22 protein-coding genes are annotated in these 19,206 nt (G+C 75.5%); 16 read left to right on the top strand and 6 right to left on the bottom strand.

What is annotated here, in order from left to right; genetic code table 11:
• Positions 1-7 precede the first annotated feature (7 nt).
• From AB0J00_RS13275 to ychF, 7 genes are all read left to right on the top strand, one after another.
• Positions 8-709 carry a thioesterase family protein gene (locus AB0J00_RS13275; protein ID WP_357744957.1) on the top strand — a complete coding sequence of 234 codons (702 nt, stop codon included), beginning with the start codon at positions 8-10 and terminating at the stop codon, positions 707-709.
• Positions 710-805: 96 nt separating this feature from the next.
• Positions 806-1,714 (top strand): ABC transporter ATP-binding protein, encoded by a 909-nt coding sequence (locus AB0J00_RS13270; protein ID WP_357744955.1) that lies wholly within the window; start codon positions 806-808, stop codon positions 1,712-1,714.
• A complete protein-coding gene (locus tag AB0J00_RS13265; RefSeq protein WP_357744953.1) occupies positions 1,711-2,523 on the top strand; it encodes an ABC transporter permease in 813 nt (270 codons plus the stop codon). Before AB0J00_RS13270 ends, AB0J00_RS13265 begins: the two co-directional genes overlap by 4 nt.
• A complete protein-coding gene (locus AB0J00_RS13260) occupies positions 2,520-3,863 on the top strand; it encodes a sensor histidine kinase (protein WP_357744950.1) in 1,344 nt (447 codons plus the stop codon). The genes AB0J00_RS13265 and AB0J00_RS13260 overlap by 4 nt, the downstream gene beginning before the upstream one ends.
• A complete protein-coding gene (locus AB0J00_RS13255) occupies positions 3,860-4,504 on the top strand; it encodes a response regulator transcription factor (protein WP_357745192.1) in 645 nt (214 codons plus the stop codon). The genes AB0J00_RS13260 and AB0J00_RS13255 overlap by 4 nt, the downstream gene beginning before the upstream one ends.
• Before the next feature lie 208 nt (positions 4,505-4,712).
• Positions 4,713-5,915, top strand: a complete 1,203-nt coding sequence (locus AB0J00_RS13250) for a DUF222 domain-containing protein (protein WP_357744947.1) — start codon at positions 4,713-4,715, stop codon at positions 5,913-5,915.
• Positions 5,916-5,957: 42 nt separating this feature from the next.
• Positions 5,958-7,031 carry a redox-regulated ATPase YchF gene (ychF, locus tag AB0J00_RS13245; protein ID WP_357744945.1) on the top strand — a complete coding sequence of 358 codons (1,074 nt, stop codon included), beginning with the start codon at positions 5,958-5,960 and terminating at the stop codon, positions 7,029-7,031.
• Here the strand turns inward: ychF and AB0J00_RS13240 are convergent.
• Positions 7,021-8,148 (bottom strand): zinc-binding dehydrogenase, encoded by a 1,128-nt coding sequence (locus AB0J00_RS13240; RefSeq protein WP_357744942.1) that lies wholly within the window; start codon positions 8,146-8,148, stop codon positions 7,021-7,023. The two genes, ychF and AB0J00_RS13240, sit on opposite strands and share 11 nt — an antisense overlap.
• Positions 8,148-9,104: a Gfo/Idh/MocA family oxidoreductase gene (locus AB0J00_RS13235; RefSeq protein ID WP_357744939.1), complete on the bottom strand. Its 957-nt coding sequence runs from the start codon at positions 9,102-9,104 to the stop codon at positions 8,148-8,150. The genes AB0J00_RS13240 and AB0J00_RS13235 overlap by 1 nt, the downstream gene beginning before the upstream one ends.
• Positions 9,105-9,220: 116 nt before the next feature.
• Here AB0J00_RS13235 and AB0J00_RS13230 point away from each other — a divergent pair, with 116 nt between their 5' ends.
• Positions 9,221-10,189 carry a glucosyl-3-phosphoglycerate synthase gene (locus tag AB0J00_RS13230; RefSeq protein WP_357744936.1) on the top strand — a complete coding sequence of 323 codons (969 nt, stop codon included), beginning with the start codon at positions 9,221-9,223 and terminating at the stop codon, positions 10,187-10,189.
• Positions 10,186-11,433 carry a glycosyltransferase gene (locus tag AB0J00_RS13225; protein WP_357744934.1) on the top strand — a complete coding sequence of 416 codons (1,248 nt, stop codon included), beginning with the start codon at positions 10,186-10,188 and terminating at the stop codon, positions 11,431-11,433. Before AB0J00_RS13230 ends, AB0J00_RS13225 begins: the two co-directional genes overlap by 4 nt.
• On the opposite strand, the gene AB0J00_RS13220 is transcribed toward AB0J00_RS13225, so the two are convergent.
• Positions 11,406-11,945 (bottom strand): CGNR zinc finger domain-containing protein, encoded by a 540-nt coding sequence (locus AB0J00_RS13220; protein ID WP_357744931.1) that lies wholly within the window; start codon positions 11,943-11,945, stop codon positions 11,406-11,408. The genes AB0J00_RS13225 and AB0J00_RS13220 overlap by 28 nt on opposite strands.
• 49 nt (positions 11,946-11,994) lie before the next feature.
• Between AB0J00_RS13220 and AB0J00_RS13215 the strand changes: the two genes are divergently transcribed.
• Together AB0J00_RS13215 and AB0J00_RS13210 are read left to right on the top strand one after the other, a co-directional pair.
• Complete coding sequence (locus tag AB0J00_RS13215; RefSeq protein WP_357744929.1) at positions 11,995-13,041, top strand: DMT family transporter; 1,047 nt, start codon at positions 11,995-11,997, stop codon at positions 13,039-13,041.
• Positions 13,042-13,111: 70 nt separating this feature from the next.
• On the top strand, positions 13,112-13,309 hold the full coding sequence (locus tag AB0J00_RS13210; protein ID WP_357744928.1) for a hypothetical protein: 198 nt from the start codon (positions 13,112-13,114) through the stop codon (positions 13,307-13,309).
• A 15-nt stretch (positions 13,310-13,324) separates the two neighbouring features.
• Here the strand turns inward: AB0J00_RS13210 and AB0J00_RS13205 are convergent, their stop codons facing one another.
• Positions 13,325-13,612 carry a hypothetical protein gene (locus AB0J00_RS13205; RefSeq protein ID WP_357744926.1) on the bottom strand — a complete coding sequence of 96 codons (288 nt, stop codon included), beginning with the start codon at positions 13,610-13,612 and terminating at the stop codon, positions 13,325-13,327.
• A 146-nt stretch (positions 13,613-13,758) separates the two neighbouring features.
• Here AB0J00_RS13205 and AB0J00_RS13200 point away from each other — a divergent pair, with 146 nt between their 5' ends.
• The 3 genes from AB0J00_RS13200 to AB0J00_RS13190 all read left to right on the top strand — a co-directional run bounded on the left by AB0J00_RS13200 (position 13,759) and on the right by AB0J00_RS13190 (position 15,382).
• Positions 13,759-14,058, top strand: a complete 300-nt coding sequence (locus tag AB0J00_RS13200) for a putative quinol monooxygenase (protein ID WP_357744924.1) — start codon at positions 13,759-13,761, stop codon at positions 14,056-14,058.
• 137 nt (positions 14,059-14,195) lie between these two features.
• Positions 14,196-14,687 (top strand): hypothetical protein, encoded by a 492-nt coding sequence (locus tag AB0J00_RS13195; protein ID WP_357744921.1) that lies wholly within the window; start codon positions 14,196-14,198, stop codon positions 14,685-14,687.
• 80 nt (positions 14,688-14,767) lie between these two features.
• Positions 14,768-15,382, top strand: coding sequence for a hypothetical protein (locus AB0J00_RS13190; protein WP_357744918.1), 615 nt, complete (start codon positions 14,768-14,770; stop codon positions 15,380-15,382).
• A gap of 67 nt (positions 15,383-15,449) precedes the next feature.
• Here the strand turns inward: AB0J00_RS13190 and AB0J00_RS13185 are convergent, their stop codons facing one another.
• The gene (locus AB0J00_RS13185; RefSeq protein WP_357744915.1) at positions 15,450-16,352 is read right to left on the bottom strand and encodes a DUF4190 domain-containing protein; all 903 of its coding nucleotides are present in this window, start codon (positions 16,350-16,352) and stop codon (positions 15,450-15,452) included.
• A 178-nt stretch (positions 16,353-16,530) separates the two neighbouring features.
• On the opposite strand from AB0J00_RS13185, the gene AB0J00_RS13180 reads away from it, so the two are divergent.
• A complete protein-coding gene (locus AB0J00_RS13180; protein ID WP_357744911.1) occupies positions 16,531-17,520 on the top strand; it encodes an LLM class flavin-dependent oxidoreductase in 990 nt (329 codons plus the stop codon).
• Positions 17,521-17,648: 128 nt separating this feature from the next.
• Positions 17,649-18,737 carry a glycosyltransferase gene (locus AB0J00_RS13175; protein ID WP_357744908.1) on the top strand — a complete coding sequence of 363 codons (1,089 nt, stop codon included), beginning with the start codon at positions 17,649-17,651 and terminating at the stop codon, positions 18,735-18,737.
• Between the two features lie 6 nt (positions 18,738-18,743).
• Here AB0J00_RS13175 and AB0J00_RS13170 read toward each other — a convergent pair whose 3' ends face one another.
• Positions 18,744-19,145, bottom strand: a complete 402-nt coding sequence (locus tag AB0J00_RS13170; RefSeq protein WP_357744905.1) for a hypothetical protein — start codon at positions 19,143-19,145, stop codon at positions 18,744-18,746.
• Positions 19,146-19,206 lie beyond the last annotated feature (61 nt).

Raw genomic sequence — 19,206 nt, 5'->3', positions numbered from 1 at the left:
TCCGCTGATGTTCGGCCCCAGCTGGCGCACCTTTGCCGGCGTCCAGGGCGGGCTGCTGGCCGGGCACCTGCTCGCCGCCGCGGCCGAGCTCACCGGGGCCCCGCCGCGGGCGGTCACCGCGCACCTGCTGCGCGGCGTGCTGCCCGACCGGCCGGTGGCGGTGTCCGCAGTGCCCGACCGCACGGGGACGACGAGCAGCGTCCGCGCCGAGCTGCGCCAGGACGGCGACCTGCGGGTGCTGGCCCAGGTGCTCACCCTCGACCGGCCGCTGCCCGGGGTGCCCGCGGACGACGGTCCGGCGGTGGCCGACGGCGAGCCGCTGGCGCTGCCCGCCGAGCTGGTGCCGATCGCCGTCCACACGGAGGTGCGCGCCCTCGGCCCGGACCGGCCGCTGGCCGGCGGCGCCGAGCCGCGGCTGCACGCCTGGGTGCGGCTGCCCGACCTCGCCGACCCGCTGGTGCACCTGGCCGCGGCCGTGGACGCGCTGCCGCCGTCGCTGTTCGCCGTCTGGACCGCGCCGCGGGCTCTGCCCACGGTCGAGCTGACGGTGCACCTCACCGGGCTGGTGCCCCCGGCCGGCGCCTGGCTGCGCGTGGACCAGCGCACCACCTGGTGCGACGACGCGGTGGCGGTCGACGACGCCCGGCTGTGGGACGCCGACGGCCGGCCGGTCGGGTGGTCCCGGCAGACCCGCCGGCTGCTCGGCTGAGCGCCCGTGGCTGACGTCCGGCGTCCACCGACCGGTGGACGCCGGACCCACGGGACGGCGGTCCCGCGCCGCCCCGCCCGCCGACAGGCTCGGTGCATGACGACGACGCAGGTGGCACCGCTCCCGTCGCGGACCGACCCGGGTGAGCCGGCGGTCCGCGTGCGCGGGCTGGTCAAGCGCTACGGCGGCCGGGCCGTGCTCGACGGCCTCGACCTGGAGGTGCGGCGCGGGGAGTGCTTCGCGCTGCTCGGCCCCAACGGGGCCGGGAAGACGACGACGATCGAGGTGCTCGAGGGCGTCCGCGGGCGCGACGCCGGCGAGGTGGAGGTGCTCGGGCAGGACCCGGCCACCGCCGGCCGCGCCTGGCGGGCCCGGCTGGGCGTGGTGAGCCAGACAGAGGGCGCCGCCCCCGCGCTGACCGTGCGCGAGGCGCTGGACCACTTCGCCGCCTACCACGCGAGCCCGCGCCCGACCGGCGACCTGCTGGCCGCGGTCGGGCTGCAGCAGCAGGCGGGCACCCGGATCGGCCGGTTGTCCGGCGGGCAGCGGCGCCGGCTGGCGGTGGCGCTGGGCGTGCAGGGCCGCCCGGAGCTGGTGTTCCTCGACGAGCCGACCACCGGCATGGACCCGGTGGCCCGCCGGCAGTTCTGGCAGCTGGTCCGCGACCTGCGCGCCGGTGGGACGACGGTGCTGCTCACCACCCACTACCTCGACGAGGCCGCCGAGCTCGCCGACCGGGTCGGGGTGGTGACCGGCGGCCGGCTGGCGGAGGTGGCGCCCCCGGACGAGCTGGGCGCGGCGCTGCGGCGCACGGCCACCGTCTCCTGGCTGGCCGACGGCGTGCGGCGCGAGGTGCGCACGGAGTCGCCGGCCGCCGTCCTGCGCGACCTGCTGGCCGGCACGCCGCACGAGGTCCCCGGCCTCACCGTCACCCGCCCGGGGCTGGAGGACGTCTACCTCCAGCTCGTCGGCGCCGTCCCCACGACCGAGGAGGAGACCCGATGACCGCCGTCCTGCCCCCGCCGTCCGCGCCGCGCATCGCGCTGGCCCGCACCCGCCTCGAGCTGCGGCTGTTCGCCCGCGAGCGCCAGCAGGTGGTGTTCTCCTTCGCCTACCCGGTCGTGATGATGGTGGTGTTCGGGTCGGTGCTCGGCGGCGACGAGCGGCCCGGCGGCATCCCCTTCCCGCAGTACTTCCTCGCCGGCATCGCGGCCACCGGCATCGTGCTGACCAGCTTCCAGGCGCTGGCCACCTCGATCGCCACCGAGCGGGAGACCGGCCAGCTGGAACGGCTGCAGCTGCTGGGCACCCCGCCGGTGGCGTACTTCGCCGGCAAGGCCGGGCAGGTGCTGGTGACCACGGTCGCGCAGCTGGCCCTGCTGCTGCCGGTCGCGCACTGGGGGTTCGACGTGCCGCTGCCCACCGACCCGGGGAGGTGGCTCACCTTCGCGTGGGTGCTGGTGCTCGGGGCGCTCGCCGGGTCGGTGGCCGGCATCGCCGCCTCGCGGATCGCCGGGAGCGCGGCGTCGGTGACCACCGCGGTGTCGGCGACGACGATCGTGCTGCAGTTCTTCTCCGGGGTGTTCTTCGCCCCCGACGAGACGCCCGGCTGGATGCAGCAGGTCGCGGCGCTGTTCCCGCTGAAGTGGCTCAACCAGGGGCTGCGGTCGGTGTTCCTCCCCGACGGCGCGGCCGCGTTCGAGCCGGCCGGCGGGTGGGAGCACGGGAAGGTGGCCCTGGTGCTGGCCGCATGGGCGATCATCGGCGTCGTGATCTGCGCCCGCACGTTCCGCTGGCGCCGGGCCGACGGGTGACCGGCGCCCCCCGGTGGCAGGCCGCCGCCGTCCGGCCCGCGGGCACGGACGGCGGCGCCGTCGCGCCGACGTCCGCCCGGGTGGTGGCGCTGGTGCTGCACACCGCCTTCGCCGCGCTGACCGCGGTCGCGCTGGTCGAGGCGGCCACCGGGGACGGCGACGGGTCGCGCGCGGTGCTGCTGGCCGCGCTGCTCGGCTGGGCGGTGGCCTACCTGCTGCTCGGCGGCTGGGTGGTCCGCGGCCGGCTCGGCACGCTGTTCGACCGGCAGCCGGCGTCGCTGGAGACCCGGGCGCGGGCCTTCCTGGCGCTGCACGTGGCGGTGGTCGGCGTGCTGGCCTGGCAGCGGCCCGCGCTGCTGTTCGTCATGTGGATCGCCTTCCCGCTGGTCTGGTTCACCGCCGGCCCGGTGCGCGCCGGCGTGGTCTGGACACTGGCGCTCACCGCCGCGGCGGTGCTGCCCCCGGGGGTGGCGTGGCTGCGCGGCGACGAGCCGCTGTGGGGGCCGGGGGAGACCTTGGTCGGCGCCGCGCTGAGCCTGCTCATGGGCCTGTGGGTGAACCGGGTCGCCGACCTCAGCGTGCAGCGCGGGCAGCTGATCGCCGAGCTGGAGGCCACCCGCGACGAGCTGGCCGCCGCGCACCGGGACCAGGGCGTGCTCGCCGAGCGGGAGCGGCTCGCGCGGGAGGTGCACGACACCCTCGCGCAGGGCTTCACCAGCATCGTGGTCCTCGCCCAGACCGCGGCCGTCCAGCTGCACCGCGACCCGGACGCCGCCGCCGAGCGGGTCGCGCTCATCGAGGAGGTGGCCCGGGAGAACCTCGCCGACGCGCGGGCGATGGTCGCGGCGTTCGCCCCGGTGGCGCTGGACTCGAGCACGCTGGTCGAGGCGCTGCAGCGGCTGGCCGCCCGGTTCGGCCGGGAGACCGGCGTCGCCACCCGGGTCGACCTCGCCGCGTTCGGTGACGGTGCCCCGGGGCTGACCCGCGGGGAGGAGATCGTGCTGCTGCGCGGCGCCCAGGAGGCGCTGGCCAACGTGCGCCGGCACGCCGCCGCGAGCGCGGTGGTGCTGCGGGCCGCGCGGGTGGGGTCGGTCGTGTCGGTGCACGTCGAGGACGACGGCGTCGGGTTCGACCCGGACGCCGCGCAGGGCGTGGGCCTGGCCGGGCTGCGCGACCGGGCCGCGGAGGTGGGCGGCGAGGTCGACGTGGCGTCGGCGCCGGGGCGGGGGACGCGCGTGACCGTGCGGGTGCCGGTCGCGAAGACGACGGCCGAGGGAGCATCGCAGCGAGGAACGAGCGAGGAGCGGATCGAGGCCGGAGCCGAGCCGTGGACACGATGACGGTGCGGGTATTGGTGGTCGACGACCACCCGGTGGTGCGCGGGGGAGTGGTCGGCTGGCTGGCCGCGCAGCCGGACCTCGACGTGGTCGGGGAGGCCGCCGACGGGCTGGCGGCGCTGGCCGCGGTCGCCGAGCACGCGCCGGACGTCGTCCTGATGGACCTGCGGATGCCCCGGCTGGACGGCGTCGCGGCGACCGGGCGGATCGTCGCCGCGCACCCCACCGTCCGGGTGCTGGTGCTGACCACCTACGACACGGACGCCGACATCGTGCGCGCCGTGGAGGCCGGTGCGACCGGCTACCTGCTCAAGGACACGCCCCTGCCGCAGCTGGCCGACGCGGTGCGCGCCGCCGCGCGCGGGGAGACCGTGCTGGCGCCACCGGTGGCCGCCAAGCTGGTGTCGCGGATGCGGCAGCCGCCGGCCGAGGCGCCGACCGCGCGGGAGCTGCAGGTGCTCGGCGGGGTGGCCCGCGGGCTGACCAACGCCGAGATCGGCCGGGAGCTGTTCATCGGCGAGGCGACGGTGAAGACGCACCTGCTGCGGGTGTTCGCCAAGCTCGGCGTCGACGACCGCACCCGGGCGGTGCTGGTCGCGGTCGAGCGCGGCCTGCTGCCCGGCCCGGGCGCCTCCTCCGGCTGAGCCGGCCGAGTGCGCAGTCGTGGTCGCCGACGCCGGCGTGTCCGCCCGTGTCGGCGACCGCAACTGCCCACTCGACCCGTGACCCCGGCGAAGGTTCTTCGCGAAACCACGGGCCTGGTATTGGCCGATTGACCTGGGGATTCGCCTGGTGAGGATGGTCATCTTCCGCTAGACTTCGTACACACGTTCGAAGCGGTCGGGAGGTGTCGTGAGCGGATTGCAGTCGGCGCTCGACGAGCTCGCGGCCGAGGACGTCGAGGCGTCCACCGACGCGCAGTCCCTGGACTCGGTGGGGGAGTTGATCGCGGCGCGGAACCGGTTGGACGCGCAGATCGCCCGCCGGGTGCGCCACGCCGAGTGCATCCAGGCGCCGGAGCGGGACGGGCTGACGTCGATGCGGTCGTGGCTGATCGGGCACCAGCGGGTGTGGGCGAACGACGCGTCGAAGGTGGTGCGGGCCGGTCGGACGCTGCCGCACTTTCCCCTGGTGGCGGAGGGGTTCGCGGCGGGTGAGATCACTGCGGCGCAGGTGGACGTGATCGCCGACGCGGTGGGTCCGAAGGAGATCGCCGCTGCCGCGGAGCAGGGCATCGACCTGGCCGCCTTCGACGAGGTCTGGGCGCGGGTGGCTCGGGAGTCCTCGCACGACGCACTCAAGGTTGCGGTGCAGGCGTTCGAGGCCGCGTTGGACCCGGACGGGCCGGAGCCCGATCCGACCGAGGGTCGGAGCCTGCGGATCGTCAAGCACGCCGATGGCAGCACGACCGGCCGGTGGGACCTGGACGCGGTGGCGAGCGAGAAGGTGCAGGCCGCGATCGAGTCGCAGGTGCAGGCCGACCGGCCGAAGGGCGACACCCGTAATCGGGCGCAGCAGCAGGCGGACGCGTTGGTGCAGATCGCGGACAGCCAGCTCGCCAGTGGCCAGCTGCCGGTGCTGCGTGGGGAGAAGCCGCACGTCGTCGTCCAGGTGCAGTTGGAGGACCTGATCGATTCGTCGACCGGCGCCCAGACGGCGACCATGGGTTTCGGGGCGCAGATCAGTGCTGCAAGAGCCCGGTGGCTGGCCTGCGATGCGGTGGTCTCCCGGGTGGTGATGGGCCCCAACGGCGTGCCGCTGGACTACGGCCGCAAACACCGGATCGTGCCCGCACCCCTCCGGCGGGCGGTGGTGGCCCGGGACAAGACGTGCGTGTTCGCCGGCTGCGGGGCACCGCACTGGTGGGCCGACGTCCACCACCTCGTGCACTGGATCAACGGCGGCGAGACCAACCTCGAGAACTCAGCGCTCTTGTGCGAACGGCACCACACCAAGGTGCACCACGGTTTCACCGTGGAGCGAGATCCGGGCGGCCGATGGCGAACGTTCCGGCCCGACGGCACCGAGATCCTCATCGGACCCTTGTTGCAGTAGAGCGGCGCACGCCGCCGACGTGCGCCCGTAAGCTGGTCTCCCGTGAGTCTCACCATCGGCATCGTCGGCCTGCCCAACGTCGGCAAGTCGACGCTGTTCAACGCCCTGACCAAGAACGACGTGCTGGCGGCGAACTACCCGTTCGCCACCATCGAGCCCAACGTCGGCGTGGTGGGCGTGCCCGACCCGCGGCTGGACGAGCTGGCGAAGCTGTTCGGCTCGCAGAAGGTCGTCCCGGCGACGGTGAGCTTCGTCGACATCGCCGGCATCGTGCGCGGCGCCAGCGAGGGCCAGGGGCTGGGCAACAAGTTCCTCGCCAACATCCGCGAGAGCGACGCGATCTGCCAGGTCATCCGGGTGTTCACCGACCCGGACGTCGTCCACGTCGAGGGCAGGGTCTCGCCGTCCGACGACATCGAGACGATCAACACCGAGCTCGTCCTGGCCGACATGCAGACGCTGGAGAAGGCCGTCCCGCGGCTGGAGAAGGAGTCGCGCAAGGACAAGGAGCGCAAGGCGCTGCACGACGCGGCCGTCGCCGCGCTCGAGGTGCTCAACGGCGGGCAGACGCTGTTCGCCGCCGGGGTCGACGCCGAGCCGCTGCGCGAGCTGACCCTGCTGACCACCAAGCCGTTCATCTACGTCTTCAACGTGGACGCCGACGAGCTGGCCGACGAGGCGACCCTCGACGAGCTGCGCGCGCTGGTCGCCCCGGCCGAGGCGATCTTCCTGGACGCGCAGACCGAGTCCGAGCTGATCGAGCTGCCCGCCGACGAGGCCGCCGAGCTGCTCGAGTCGATCGGGCAGAACGAGCCGGGCCTGGACCAGCTGGCCAGGGTCGGCTTCCGCACCCTGGGGCTGCAGACCTACCTGACCGCCGGGCCCAAGGAGGCCCGCGCCTGGACGATCCCGATCGGCGCCACGGCGCCCGAGGCCGCCGGCGTCATCCACTCCGACTTCCAGCGCGGCTTCATCAAGGCCGAGATCGTCGGCTACGACCAGCTGATGGAGGCCGGCTCGATGAACGAGGCGAAGTCCCGCGGCTGGGTGCGCATGGAGGGCAAGGAGTACGTCATGCAGGACGGCGACGTGGTGGAGTTCCGCTTCAACGTCTGAGGTGGCCCGGAGGCTGCTCGTCCGCGGGGGCCGCCCGCAGTGACAGCACCGCCGACACCGCGTGCCGCCGTCGCGCGCTCAGCTCGGCGAACAGGACCGGCGCCTCGTCGAAGGGGACGACGTCGGTGAGCAGGTGGGCGCGGACGTCGTCGCCGTGCGCGCCGAGCAGCGCCAGCGTCTCCAGCGAGAGCCGGCGGCGGTCCCAGACGTGGTCCAGCCCCCGGGGCACCCGGCCGATCTGGGCGCAGCGCACGGACAGCCCGTTGTGGTGGAACTCCTCGCCGAGCGCCAGGTCGCCGGCTCCTCCGGTGTAGAAGGCGAGGTCCACCACGAGCCCCCGCGGCCGGGCGCACCGCAGCGCGGTCGCCAGCGCCGCCGCCTGCCCCCGGCACTGGAACACCACGTCGGCCCCGTGGTCGGCCGGGCCGTGCCGCCACCGGGTCTTCAGGTCCCGCGCGAGGTCCGGGGTGTCGTCGACGGCGGTCAGCCCGAGCCCCTCGGCCGCGGCCCGCCGCTCGGGTGTGGCGTCGACGACGACGACCTCGGCAGCGCCGTGCACCCGGGCGAGCAGCCCGACCAGCAGCCCGATCGCCCCGCCGCCGACCACCACGACCAGCCGGCCGGCCACGCCGTCCCGGAGCCGGGTCCCGCCGGCGTCGGCGGCGGCGTGCAGGACGCCGTTGGCGCAGATGGGCCCGAGGTGGGCCACGTAGACGCCGAGCAGCGGGTCGAGGCCGGGCGGCAGGGGGACGACGTGCTGGGTGAGCGGGTCGGCGTGGACGACGGTCGAGTGGCCGTAGGCCATCGCCACGACGGCCCCCTCGGTGACGGCCCGGGTGCGGCTGTCGGTGACGCGGGCGACCTCCATGTAGCCCAGCCGCCGCACCGGGAACCGCTGGGCCGGCCGGGTCCGGTCGAACAGCCCGAGCTCGGCGTCCCACCCGGCGGCGAAGTAGGGGCTCGTGCCCCGGTACCAGGTCAGCTCGGTGCCCGCGGACAGCCCGGTGAAGAGCGTCTCCGCCCGGAAGGCGCCCTCGGCGAGCGGCGGTTCCGGCGTCTCCTCGACCGCCAGCACCCCGGGTCGGGGCACGACGAGCGTGCGCACGCTGCCGGGCATCACCGGCCCACCCGGACCGTCGTCCCGGTGGCGGTGGCCTCCGCGACCGCGCAGGCCAGCCGGTGGGTGCGCAGGGCCTCGGCGACGTCCACCAGGGCCGGCGGCGCCGGCCGGCCCGCGACCACCTCGAGGAAGGCGCGGTCGACCGCCCGGCGCGGGTCCACCGTCGGCTCCACCTCCTCCGGCCCGGTCCGGGTGCGCAGCCGCAACGCCGTCTCGGTGAGGTGCACCCACGCGCCGTCGGCCACCACCTCCACCCCGGCGGAGGTCGGCGCCGGCAGCACGCAGGAGGTGCTGACGGTCCCCACGGCGCCGGACGCCAGCCGCAGCACCGCGGCGGCTGCGTCGGGCACGTCCCGGCCCGCGCGGCTGGACGGGGCGGCGGCGCCGACGACCTCGGTCACCTCGCCGGCCAGCACCCGCAGCAGGTCCAGCACGTGCGTCGCCTGCTCGACGACCTGGCCGCCGGAGCGGTCCTGCCGGCTCCACCAGGCCGGTGGCGGGGTCGTGCCCCACCAGCGGGCGTCCACCAGCCGGACCGGGCGGTCGCCGAGCGCGGCGCGGGCCCGCCCGAGGGTGTCCAGGTGCCGCCAGTGGTACCCGGTCGCGGTGGGCAGGCCGGCCGCGGTGACGGCGGCGGCCACCCGCTCGGCCACGTCGAGGTCGGCGGCCAGCGGCTTCTCCACGAAGAAGGGCAGGCCGGCACGGACGACCGCGAGCTCGAGCTCCCCGTGGGCGAAGGGCGGGACGCACAGCCACACCGCGTCCACGCCCCGGTCCAGCAGGTCGGTCAGGCCGGACGCGCCGGCCGACCCGATCTCGGCGGCGAGGGCGGCCGAGGCGGCGGCGTCGGGGTCCCAGACGCCGGCCACCTCGACGTCGTCGAACGCCGCGAGCACCCGGGCGTGACGTGCACCGACGCCGCCGGCACCGACCAGCCCGACCCGGATGTCCATGCCGGCATCGTGCCGGGCCGGGCCGTCCAGCGCACGCGCCAGCAGTGACGTGGGTCACTTCTTCCGGTACCAAGTGCCGACGGGGACAGGACCTGCACCCGACCGGGGAGGAACCCATGCGCGCCGACGTCGCCCGCTGGCTGCACCACCGCACCTTCCGCTCGGCCGACTACGAGCCCGATCGCCTCCTGCAGCACAAGCGGCGGGAAGGGCGCACCGTCAGCGTCGTCCTGCCCGCGCTGGACGAGGAGCGGACGGTCGGCGCGATCGTGCAGGCCCTGCGCCGCGACCTCGTCGAGCGGGTGCCGCTGGTCGACGAGGTGGTCGTGGTCGACAGCGGCTCCACCGACCGCAGCGCCGCCGTCGCGGCGGCCGCCGGCGCGCGCGTCGTGCACGTCGACGAGGTCCTCCCCGAGCGGGGCCACGTGGCGGGCAAGGGGGAGGCGCTGTGGAAGTCCCTCTACGTGACCTCCGGTGACCTGCTGGTGTTCATCGACGCCGACCTCCTCGCCTTCGACACGACCTTCGTGGTCGGCCTGCTCGGTCCGCTCCTGACCGATCCGTCGATCGGGTACGTCAAGGGCCTCTACGACCGGCCGGTCGACACCCGGGACGGGCTGGTGCCCACCGGCGGCGGCCGGGTCACCGAGCTGACCGCCCGCCCGCTGCTCGGCGCGCTCTGGCCGCACCTGTCCGGGTTCGTCCAGCCGCTGTCGGGCGAGTACGCCGGCCGCCGCGAGCTGCTGGACCAGGTCCCGTTCGTCGCGCACTACGGCGTCGAGCTCGGCCTGCTCATCGACCTGGCGGAGCTCGCCGGCATCGACGCGCTGGCCCAGGTCGACCTCGGCACCCGCCGGCACTCGCACCAGAGCGATGCGGCGCTGGGCCGGATGGCCGGGCAGGTGCTGCAGACGGCGCTCGCCCGGTGCCCGGGGATCGCGGTGCCCGAGGACACGCTGGTCCAGTACGTGCGCACCGGGACCGAGATCGAGGCCGTGACCTGGGAGGTGGCTGCGCGCGAGCGTCCGCCGATGCGGACGGTGCCGGGCTACCGGGGAGCACGGGTCCCGGGAGCCGACCGGTGAAGGTCCTCATGGACGCCGGCCCCTGGCTGCCGGTGCCGCCCCGCGGCTACGGCGGGCTGGAGAACGTCGTCGCGACCCTCACCACCGAGCTGCGGCGCCGCGGGCACGCCGTCGTCCTGGCGACCGTCGGGGACAGCGAACTGCCCGCGGACGGCCGGGTGGCGGCGTTCGGGACCGGCCAGTTCGCGCGGCTGGCCGCCCCCTACCCGGAGGTCACCGGGATCGCGCACGCGCACGAGCACGCCGTGGTCGAGGAGGTCCGCCGGCACGCCGCGGCCGGCGCGCCCTTCGACGTGGTCCACACGCACCTCGAGGTCGTCGGGCCGGCCGTGCTCGCCGCCGTCGGTCCCGCCGGGCCGCCGGTGCTCCACACGCTGCACTGGGACCTGCGGCGCAACGCCGACTTCTACGCGGGCTTCGACGGCGGCGGGCGGGTGTTCTTCGCCGGCGTCTCGGAGTCCCAGGTGGCCCGCGGGCCCGAGGCCCTCCGGCGGCAGACGCTCGGTGCGGTCCCGCTCGCCGTCCCGGTGCCGGACGAGCCGCCGGTCCCGCGCTCCGGGCGCAGCGACGCCGTGCTGGTGCTGTCCCGGTTGTGCGCGGCCAAGGGCACCGACGTCGCCGTGCGCGCCTGCCGGGCCGCGGGGGTGCCCGTGGTGCTCGCCGGGCCGGTCGGTGGGCAGCCGGACCGTGCCCACCTCGACGCCGCCCTGGCCGATCCCGCCAGTCCCGTGCACGGTCATCCCGACGTCCGGTGGTTCCTGGAGTGCGTCGCCCCGCTGCTGGACGGCGAGCGGGCCCGGTGGATCGGCAGCGTGTCGGGCGCGGTCAAGCACGACCTGCTGCGCCGGTCCCGGGCGGTGCTGTTCCCGGTCCGCTGGGAGGAACCCGGCGGGACGGCGGTGTGCGAGGCGCTCGCCGCGGGCACGCCGGTCGTCGCCCATCCGCTCGGCTGCCTGCCCTCCCTCGTCGACCACGGGGTGACGGGCTTCCTGGCTGCGGACGAGGAGGAGTTCACCCGGGCGCTGCGCCGGCTCGACGAGCTCGATCCCGAGGCGTGCGCCGCGGTCGCCCGACGTCGCTTCCGGCCCGCCGTCATGGCGGACGCCTACGAGTCGATGTACGCCGAGGTGCAGCGCCGTGCCGCCGCCGGCCGGGTCCCGGGTCCGCGGTCGGGGGCGCCGGGGACGGCGGCGCGGACCGGGCCGGGAACGGCCGGTCAGCCGGCGGCGCGGCGGGCGCGGTAGGCGGCCGCGTGCTCCCGGTTGGCGCAGCTGCTGTCGCAGAACCGCCGGCCGGCGTTCTTCGTGAGGTCGACCAGGGCGTTGTCGCACCCGGTGGCCGCGCACCGGCGCAGCCGGCCGAGCTCGTCGGCGCGCACGGCGTCCGCGACGGCCAGCGCCGCCTCCACGCCCATCCGGTCGGCCAGCGACGCGGTCGGCTCGGTCGCGTGCAGGTGGTACCCCCACCCGTCGTGCCGCACCAGCTGCGGCAGCGCGTGCCCGTCGCGGAGGAGCCGGTTCACCACGGCCACCACCTCGTCCTCGCCGGCGCCCCAGATGCCGTCCAGGACGGCGCGCAGCCGGTGGACGGCGGCCAGCTCGGCCGCGTCGCCGACGCGATCGCCGGTGAACCGCCAGGTGTCCAGGAACGCAGCCAGTGCCGGCGGGTCCGCGAGCTCGTCCCCACCGCCGGTCGCGGTGTTCACCAGCGCCGCGGCAGCGGCCAGCGCGCTCTCCGTGTCATGAGCAAACAGCATCTCGGTCCTGACTCTGCTAGCGTCCCCGGACATCAGGAGCGTACGTCCGTTGACTCCTGACGCCGAGGGGGCAGCCGTGCTCGTCAACCGCACCGGGCTCGTCGGCCTGCTCCTGGCGGTCCTCTCCGCGGCCGCCTTCGGCACCGCCGGCACCTTCGCCTCCGGCCTGCTCGCCTCCGGCTGGAGCGCCGGCGCCGCGGTCACGGTGCGGATGGCCGTGGCCGCCCTGGCGCTCACCGTCCCCGCCGTCCTCCAGCTGCGCGGCCGGTGGCGGCGGCTGCGGTCCAACGCGGGCGCCGTCCTCGCCTTCGGCGCGCTGGCCGTGGCGCTGCCGCAGCTCGCCTACTTCAACGCCGTCTCCCGGCTCTCCGTGGGCGTCGCGCTGCTGCTGGAGTACTCCGGGGTCCTCTTCGTGGTGCTCTGGACCTGGCTGCGCCTGGGCCACCGGCCCAGCCCCGTGACGGGCGCGGGCATGGTCGTCGCCCTCGGCGGCCTGGTGCTCGTGCTCGACGTCGCCAGCGGCGCCCGGATCGACCCGGTCGGCGTCGTCTGGGGCCTGGTCGCCGCTCTCGGCCTGGCCGCCTACTTCGTCCTCTCCGCCCGCACCGAGGACGCGCTGCCGCCCCTGGTCAGTGCCTGGGCCGGGCTGGGTGTCGGCGCGCTCGTGCTCGGCGCGGCGGCGCTCGTCGGCGTCGTCCCGTGGCGGACGACGACCGCCGACGCCCGGTTCGCCGGGTGGACGACGAGCTGGGTGGTGCCGGTGCTCGGCGTCTCGCTGGTGGCCGCCGCGCTCGCCTACGCGACGGGCATCGCCGCCGTCCGGCGCCTGGGCTCGCGGCTGAGCTCGTTCGTCGGCCTCAGCGAGGTCCTCTTCGCGGTGCTCGCCGCCTGGCTGGCGCTGGGGGAGCGGCCCGGGCCGGTGCAGCTCGTCGGCGGCCTCGTCGTCCTGGCCGGGATCGTGCTCGTCCGGCTGGGGGAGCGGCCGGCCGCTCCGGCGGTCGCCGTCGACCCGGTGCCGGCCGGGCGGGAGCAGCTCGGTCCCGGCGTCCGGCCCCCGCAGCCCTCCGCCGGGGGATCATCGGGTCGTCGGGCTTGAGCTGCGGGTCGCCGCGGCCGATGCAACCGACGAGCCGGCGACCGCCGCACCGCGCGACCGAGGGGATGCCATGGACTACCTGCGCCGACTGCAGATGGAGAAGCCGGTGCTGTTCTGGCTGGTGATGCTGGTCGGCTTCTTCGTCGCCTTCCAGGTCCTGCTGTTCGTCGTCCAGGCCATCGTGGGCCCCTTCGGGTTGCCCGGCTGGGTGCCGCTCGTCGTGGTCGTCGGCGGCCTGGTGCTCATCGCCCGCCGCCAGAACCGCTAGGCCCGACGGCCCGGCTCAGTCCGGGTCGCCCACCACGCGCAGGTGCGGCCGGGTGGTGCTCAGCGCCGGCTCCTCGACGTCCAGGCCGGCGGCCAGCCGCACCCGGTGCACGGTCACGTCCAGCGACCGCGCCAGGGCCCGGGCCACCCGGTCGCTGACGTAGACCGACGCCGTCCCTTCGGCGAGCCCGCGCACCGCCTCCTTCGACAGCACGCCGTGCGTCCGCTCCGACGCCTGCTCCGCGGTCATGCCCAGCTCGAACAGCCGGCACCAGACCAGGCGGTGCAGGTCCGGGGAGGTCACCGGTCGCTCCTCGTCTGGCCCCCGCCGGCCGCCCGGCGACCGCCCGGCCGCCTCGCGCACCCGTTCCGCAGCATGGGGGAGGGCTAGCCGCAGCGCGTACGGCGTAAACGGAGCACCTCGGTGCGCGCCCGGTTACGCTCCGCCGCATGTTCGCCCTCGTCGTCCGGTTCGAGCTGCAGCCCGGCGCGGAGGAGGCCTTCGACGCGCTGGTCGCCGAGACCGTCCCCGCCATCCACGCCGACGAGCCCGGCACCCTGCAGTACGTCGTCCACACGGTGGAGGACAGCCCCGGCTCCCGGCTGTTCTACGAGGTCTACCGCGACCGCGAGGCGTGGCAGGCGCACGAGCGGTACGAGCACACCGCGCGGTTCCTCCAGGAGATCCGGCAGCACCTCGCCGAGCCGCCGCGGCTCGAGCTGCTCACCCCGACGACGCCGACCACCTGACCGGGCACCCCCGGTAGCCGCCGCGCGAGCGCGCCGCCCCGGCGCACCGCGCACGGTCGCACCCCGGCCCCGCCCCGGCAGTCTGTGCCCCCGCCCAGCAGCGGCTGAGCGGGTGAGGGCGACGGAGGAGGCGCGGGATGGGGCGACGCAGGCGGGTGCTCGCGGTGGGCGGGGTGCTGGTGGCGGCCGGGGTCGCGGTGCCGGCGGCGGTGGCCGGCGCGAGCCCCCAAGACGGCCGGCCGGGCCGCGACGGGTACGAGACCACCCTGGAGTTCGAGGTCCGGTTCAGCCCGTTCGACTACACCGACCTCGGCGCGCCCGGGCCGTCGGCCGCGGACACGATCGTCTTCCGCGACACCCTCTGGCAGGACGGCCGGCAGGTGGGCGACGAGGTGGGCAGCTGCGTGGTCGTCGACCCCACCGGGCTGTCGAACTGCACCGGCGTCGTCCGGCTGGACGGTGACGACACGATCGCCTTCTCCCTGGTGAACGCGCCGCCGCCGCGCAAGACGCTCGCCGTCACCGGGGGGTCCGGGCGGTACCGGGCGGTCCGTGGCGACGGCGTCCTGGTCGAGCGCGGGGACGAGGGCAGCACCGGCACGCTCACGCTCCGGCTCGCCGTCCGCTGACCCCGGCTCCGGGGGGCACCCGCCGGCGGGTCGGTGCGGCAGGATGCGGGACGTCGTCCGACCGATGGGAGATCCGCACCGTGAGCACTCCGCACCACCAGCCGGCCGCCATGGTCGTGCCGAAGTTCTTCGTGAACCAGCGGATCACGATGATGGTCAACCGCTACGAGATCCGGGCCGCCGGCCCCGACGGCAGCCCGGGGGCGATCGTCGCCTTCGCCGAGCAGAAGCGGATGAAGCTGAAGGAGGAGGTCGTCTTCTTCAGCGACGAGTCGAAGTCGCGCCGGGTGTTCTCCTTCAAGGCCCGCCAGGTGCTCGACGTCGGCGCGCAGCACGACGTGTTCGACGAGCAGGGCCGGCCGCTCGGGATGTTCAGCAAGGCCTTCGGCGCGAGCCTGATCCGCTCGACCTGGAACCTGTCGGCGCCCGGGATCGAGGCGGTCGGCACCGAGCGGAGCATGTTCATCGCCGTGCTGCGCCGGGTCTGGGACCTCATCCCGTACCTCGGTGACATCTGGGTGCCGTTCGTCTTCCACTTCGACTTCACCGACAAGGCCACCGGTCAGGTGGTGATGAGCAGCGAGCGGATCCCGGCGATCCGCGACCGCTACACGATCACCGTCCCCGACCAGCGGCTGGACTTCCGGGTGGCCGCGGCCATGGCCGTCGCACTGGACGCGCTGCAGAGCCGCTGATCTGCGCCGGGACGACGACGGCCCGGGACCCCCGCAGGGGTCCCGGGCCGTCGGTGCGCCGGGCGGGTCAGTCGGTGGTGCCGGCCAGCGCGCAGTCGCCGCCGAGGGCCCCGGCCGCCTGGGCCAGCTCGTCGAAGTCCGGCGTCCCGCCGGCCGCGACCGACCGACCGAGCGCACGGTAGGCGTCGGTGACCCGGCGGACGTCGGCCTGGAAGCCGGCGTCGTCGGTGCCGGCGGCCGCCGCGTCGAGCTGCTGCGACAGCGACTCGAGCTGGGCCAGCGCCTCCTCCTGGGTCGCGGCCGAGCCGAGCTCGTCCTGCGCCCCGGTGAGGGCCGGGATGATGGTGTCGCACGCCGCGGCGACCGAGCCGGCCGGCGCCGTGGAGGCCGGACCCGACGGGTCCGCCGGGTCGGACGGCAGGGGGAGGTCGTCGGCGGTCGGCGGCGCCTCGACCGTCGCGGACGCGCCGGTCTCCACGCCCGAGAGGTCGTCGGTCGCATCGTCGGCGGCCGCGACGAGCAGCACGATCGACAGCAGCCAGACCACCGTGAAGACGATCGAGATGATCAGGCCGGCCAGCGCGAGGCCCCGGCCGCCCTCGTTGCGCTGCTTGACCTGCTTGAGGCCCAGGGCGCTGAGCACGATGCCGACCGGGGCGAAGACGAACGCGAAGACGAACCCGAGGATCGCCATCGTGTTCGTGCCCCGCGGCTGCTGCTGCCACTGCTGCTGCTGCGGGTAGCCGTACGGGCCGGCGTCCGGCGCGCCGTACCCGGGCTGCTGCCCGTAGGCGGGCGCCCCGTACCCGGGCTGCCCCTGCTGGGCGTAGGCCGGGAACTGCTGGGTCTGGTCGGCCTGCTGCCACTGCCCGCCCTGCCACTGCCCGTCGTGCGGCTGCTGCCCGTCGGGCTGCTGGCCGTCGGGCTGCTGGGCTCCGTGGGGCTGCCCGAACCGGTCGTCCTGCGACACGTTGCGTGTCCTCTCTCATCGGGCGAGCCTGGGCGCCGCCTGTGTCTGCCCGGTCACCCTAGGGTGCGCAGCCCCCGGCACCCGCCGGACACGACCGCCGGCTCCCCCGGTCGGGGCGGGGAAGTGCCCGGCGGGTCGGTGCGTTGGTGTCGGCAACCCACGTGAAAGGCCTGCACCGATGAGCATCCCGCTGTCCGTCCTCGACCTCGCCCCCATCGCCCGCGGCGCCACCGTCGGCGAGAGCATCGCCTCCAGCGTCGCGCTGGCCCAGCGCGCCGAGGCCAACGGCTACCGGCGGGTCTGGTACGCCGAGCACCACAACATGCCGACCATCGCCTCCTCGGCGACCAGCGTGCTGATCAGCCACGTCGGCGCGAAGACGTCGACCATCCGGCTGGGTGCCGGCGGCGTCATGCTGCCGAACCACTCGCCGCTGACCATCGCCGAGCAGTTCGGCACGCTGGCCTCGATGTACCCCGGGCGCATCGACCTGGGCCTGGGCCGCGCGCCCGGCTCGGACCAGAACACGATGTACGCGCTGCGCCGCGACCCCGGCTCCGCCGACACGTTCCCGCAGGACGTGCTGGAGCTGCAGGGCTACCTCACCGGCCACTCCCGGGTGCCCGGCGTCGACGCGATCCCCGGCAAGGGCACCGACGTCCCGCTGTTCGTCCTGGGCAGCTCGATGTTCGGCGCGCACCTGGCCGCCGCGCTGGGCCTGCCGTACGCGTTCGCCAGCCACTTCGCGCCGCAGATGCTGGAGGCGGCCGTGGCCGCCTACCGGCGGGAGTTCAAGCCGTCGGAGCAGCTCGCCGAGCCGTACGTCATCGCCGGCGTGAACGCGATCGCCGCGGACACCGCCGAGGAGGCGCAGCAGAACCTGCTCGCCGTCCGCCGCACCCTAGCCACCGGGCTGTTCGGCCGCGGCCGCTCCTTCACCGACGAGGAGGCCGACCTGCTGCTCGAGCAGGGCGCCGGGCAGCACGTCAGCGGGATGCTCACGCACACCGCCGTCGGCACCACCGCCGAGGTGCGGCACGTCCTCGAGCAGTTCGCCAAGCAGGCGGACGCCGACGAGCTGATCGTCGCCCACCAGGCGCCGACCACCGAGGCCCGGTTGCGCTCGGTCGAGATCGTCGCCGAGGCCATGGGCGCCACCTCCGCCTGACGGTCGCCGGGGGAGGGGTGCCGGTGCGGGCGGCGGACTGCCGATGACACCGGTGCACCTCCCACCGGCGTCCGGGTCCTCCCGGGTCCGGAGGGCTCGACCGGCATCCACGGAAGGACCCCGCCACCATGCACGTCCTCATGCTGCGCGCAGCCAGCTTCGGTTCCGAGCACTACCGGATGTGGGAGCCCGCGCGGGCGGTCGAGGAGGCCGGTGCCGACGTCCGGATCACGGTCGGCCGGGGCATCGAGACGTTCGTCAAGTCGCCGACCGAGGGGGCCGCGCCGGAGGTGGTCGACGCCGACGCCCAGGGCGCGGACGTCGTGGTGATGCAGCTGCCCAAGACGCAGGCGATGCTGCAGACGCTGCGGGTGCTCCAGGCGCAGGGCGTCGCGGTCGTCGTCGAGATGGACGACCTCCTCTCCGGCGTCCCCTACGGCCACCAGGGCCACGACGTGCTCGTCCGGCAGGACGTGGCGCGGTGGGCCCGCGCGTGCGCGATGGAGGCCGACTTCGTCACGGTGTCGACCCCGGCGCTGCTCCAGGAGTACGCCCCCCACGGGCGCGGGGCCGTCGTGCCCAACGCCATCCCGCGGCGGATCGCCGAGCTGCCCCCGGCCTACGAGCGGGCTCCCGAGCGGGTCACCATCGGCTGGACCGGCAACGTCTTCACCCACCCCTACGACCTGCAGGAGATGGGGTCCGGGCTGCAGCAGGCCCTGGACTCCTCCCGCGGGGCGAGCCGCTTCCTGGTGCTCGGGCAGAAGTGGGACGCCCGCGACCGGCTGCGGCTGCCGGTGGAGCCCGACGAGGAGCCGTGGATCCCCGACGTCGACGCCTACAGCGCCCGCATGGGCGAGCTGTTCGACGTCGGGATCGCGCCGCTGCGGCTGGACCGGTTCAACGAGTGCAAGAGCTGGCTGAAGCCGATGGAGTACTCCGCCCGCGGCGTCTTCTGCGTGCGTGCCCGCACCCCCGAGTACGAGCGGCTGGGCCTCGGTGCGCCGGCCAAGGCGCCGAAGGACTGGGCGAAGTGGCTCGGCGTCGGCGTCAAGGACGCCGACCGGCGCCGCGAGCTGGCCGCCGCCGCCCGGGAGAAGGTGCTCGCGGGGCACCTGATGGACCACACCGTCGAGCGCTGGATCGGCGCCTGGCGGGCCGCGGCGGACAACCGCGCCCGCGCGCGGCGCACCGGCCCGGTGCTCGCGCGGAGCTGAGCCCGCTCAGACGACCAGCGTCTCCAGCTCGGTGAGGAACGCCTTCGACAGGGCCGTGAAGTCGGCCTCGCGGACGGCGATCTCGTCACCGGGCCGGTAGCGCAGCACGGTCCGCTCGGGGCACCAGCGGACCGTGCGGTCGACGGCCAGCCGGCCGTCGCAGACCAGCGAGCCGGCCAGCACCCGGACCTCGACCGACGCGTCGGCCGGTCGCCCGGCCGGCGGCCTGGTGCGCTGGGCGAAGGTGTGGTCCAGCTCGATCACCAGCCGGTTGAAGAAGACCGGCTCGAACTCCGCCAGCTCGGGCACCCCGCCGGCGGGCAGCCGGTGCCAGGCCTCGAGGTGGGACGCCAGCCGGGCCCGGCAGGCGGCGACGTCCTCCTGGTCGTAGCAGGTCTTCGAGAGCATGGTGCACTCCGGTGGGCGGGGGTCCGTCCAGGGTCGCACCCCGGGCTCGCGACCCGCCAGG

The organism is Modestobacter sp. NPDC049651 (assembly GCF_040659695.1).
Lineage (GTDB): Bacteria > Actinomycetota > Actinomycetes > Mycobacteriales > Geodermatophilaceae > Modestobacter.
The sequence above is the reverse complement of the archived record's forward strand: the minus strand, read 5'-3'. Positions and strand labels throughout refer to the sequence as shown.

Bases quoted from the DNA above. Each gene is read 5' to 3' on its own strand.
- AB0J00_RS13275 (WP_357744957.1), top strand. From the start codon at position 8: ATGTTCGGCCCCAGCTGGCGCACCTTTGCCGGCGTCCAGGGCGGGCTG.
- AB0J00_RS13270 (WP_357744955.1), top strand. From the start codon at position 806: ATGACGACGACGCAGGTGGCACCGCTCCCGTCGCGGACCGACCCGGGT.
- AB0J00_RS13265 (WP_357744953.1), top strand. From the start codon at position 1,711: ATGACCGCCGTCCTGCCCCCGCCGTCCGCGCCGCGCATCGCGCTGGCC.
- AB0J00_RS13255 (WP_357745192.1), top strand. From the start codon at position 3,860: ATGACGGTGCGGGTATTGGTGGTCGACGACCACCCGGTGGTGCGCGGG.
- AB0J00_RS13240 (WP_357744942.1), bottom strand. From the start codon at position 8,148: ATGCCCGGCAGCGTGCGCACGCTCGTCGTGCCCCGACCCGGGGTGCTG.
- AB0J00_RS13235 (WP_357744939.1), bottom strand. From the start codon at position 9,104: ATGGACATCCGGGTCGGGCTGGTCGGTGCCGGCGGCGTCGGTGCACGT.
- AB0J00_RS13230 (WP_357744936.1), top strand. From the start codon at position 9,221: ATGCGCGCCGACGTCGCCCGCTGGCTGCACCACCGCACCTTCCGCTCG.
- AB0J00_RS13220 (WP_357744931.1), bottom strand. From the start codon at position 11,945: ATGCTGTTTGCTCATGACACGGAGAGCGCGCTGGCCGCTGCCGCGGCG.
- AB0J00_RS13210 (WP_357744928.1), top strand. From the start codon at position 13,112: ATGGACTACCTGCGCCGACTGCAGATGGAGAAGCCGGTGCTGTTCTGG.
- AB0J00_RS13200 (WP_357744924.1), top strand. From the start codon at position 13,759: ATGTTCGCCCTCGTCGTCCGGTTCGAGCTGCAGCCCGGCGCGGAGGAG.
- AB0J00_RS13195 (WP_357744921.1), top strand. From the start codon at position 14,196: ATGGGGCGACGCAGGCGGGTGCTCGCGGTGGGCGGGGTGCTGGTGGCG.
- AB0J00_RS13180 (WP_357744911.1), top strand. From the start codon at position 16,531: ATGAGCATCCCGCTGTCCGTCCTCGACCTCGCCCCCATCGCCCGCGGC.
- AB0J00_RS13175 (WP_357744908.1), top strand. From the start codon at position 17,649: ATGCACGTCCTCATGCTGCGCGCAGCCAGCTTCGGTTCCGAGCACTAC.
- AB0J00_RS13170 (WP_357744905.1), bottom strand. From the start codon at position 19,145: ATGCTCTCGAAGACCTGCTACGACCAGGAGGACGTCGCCGCCTGCCGG.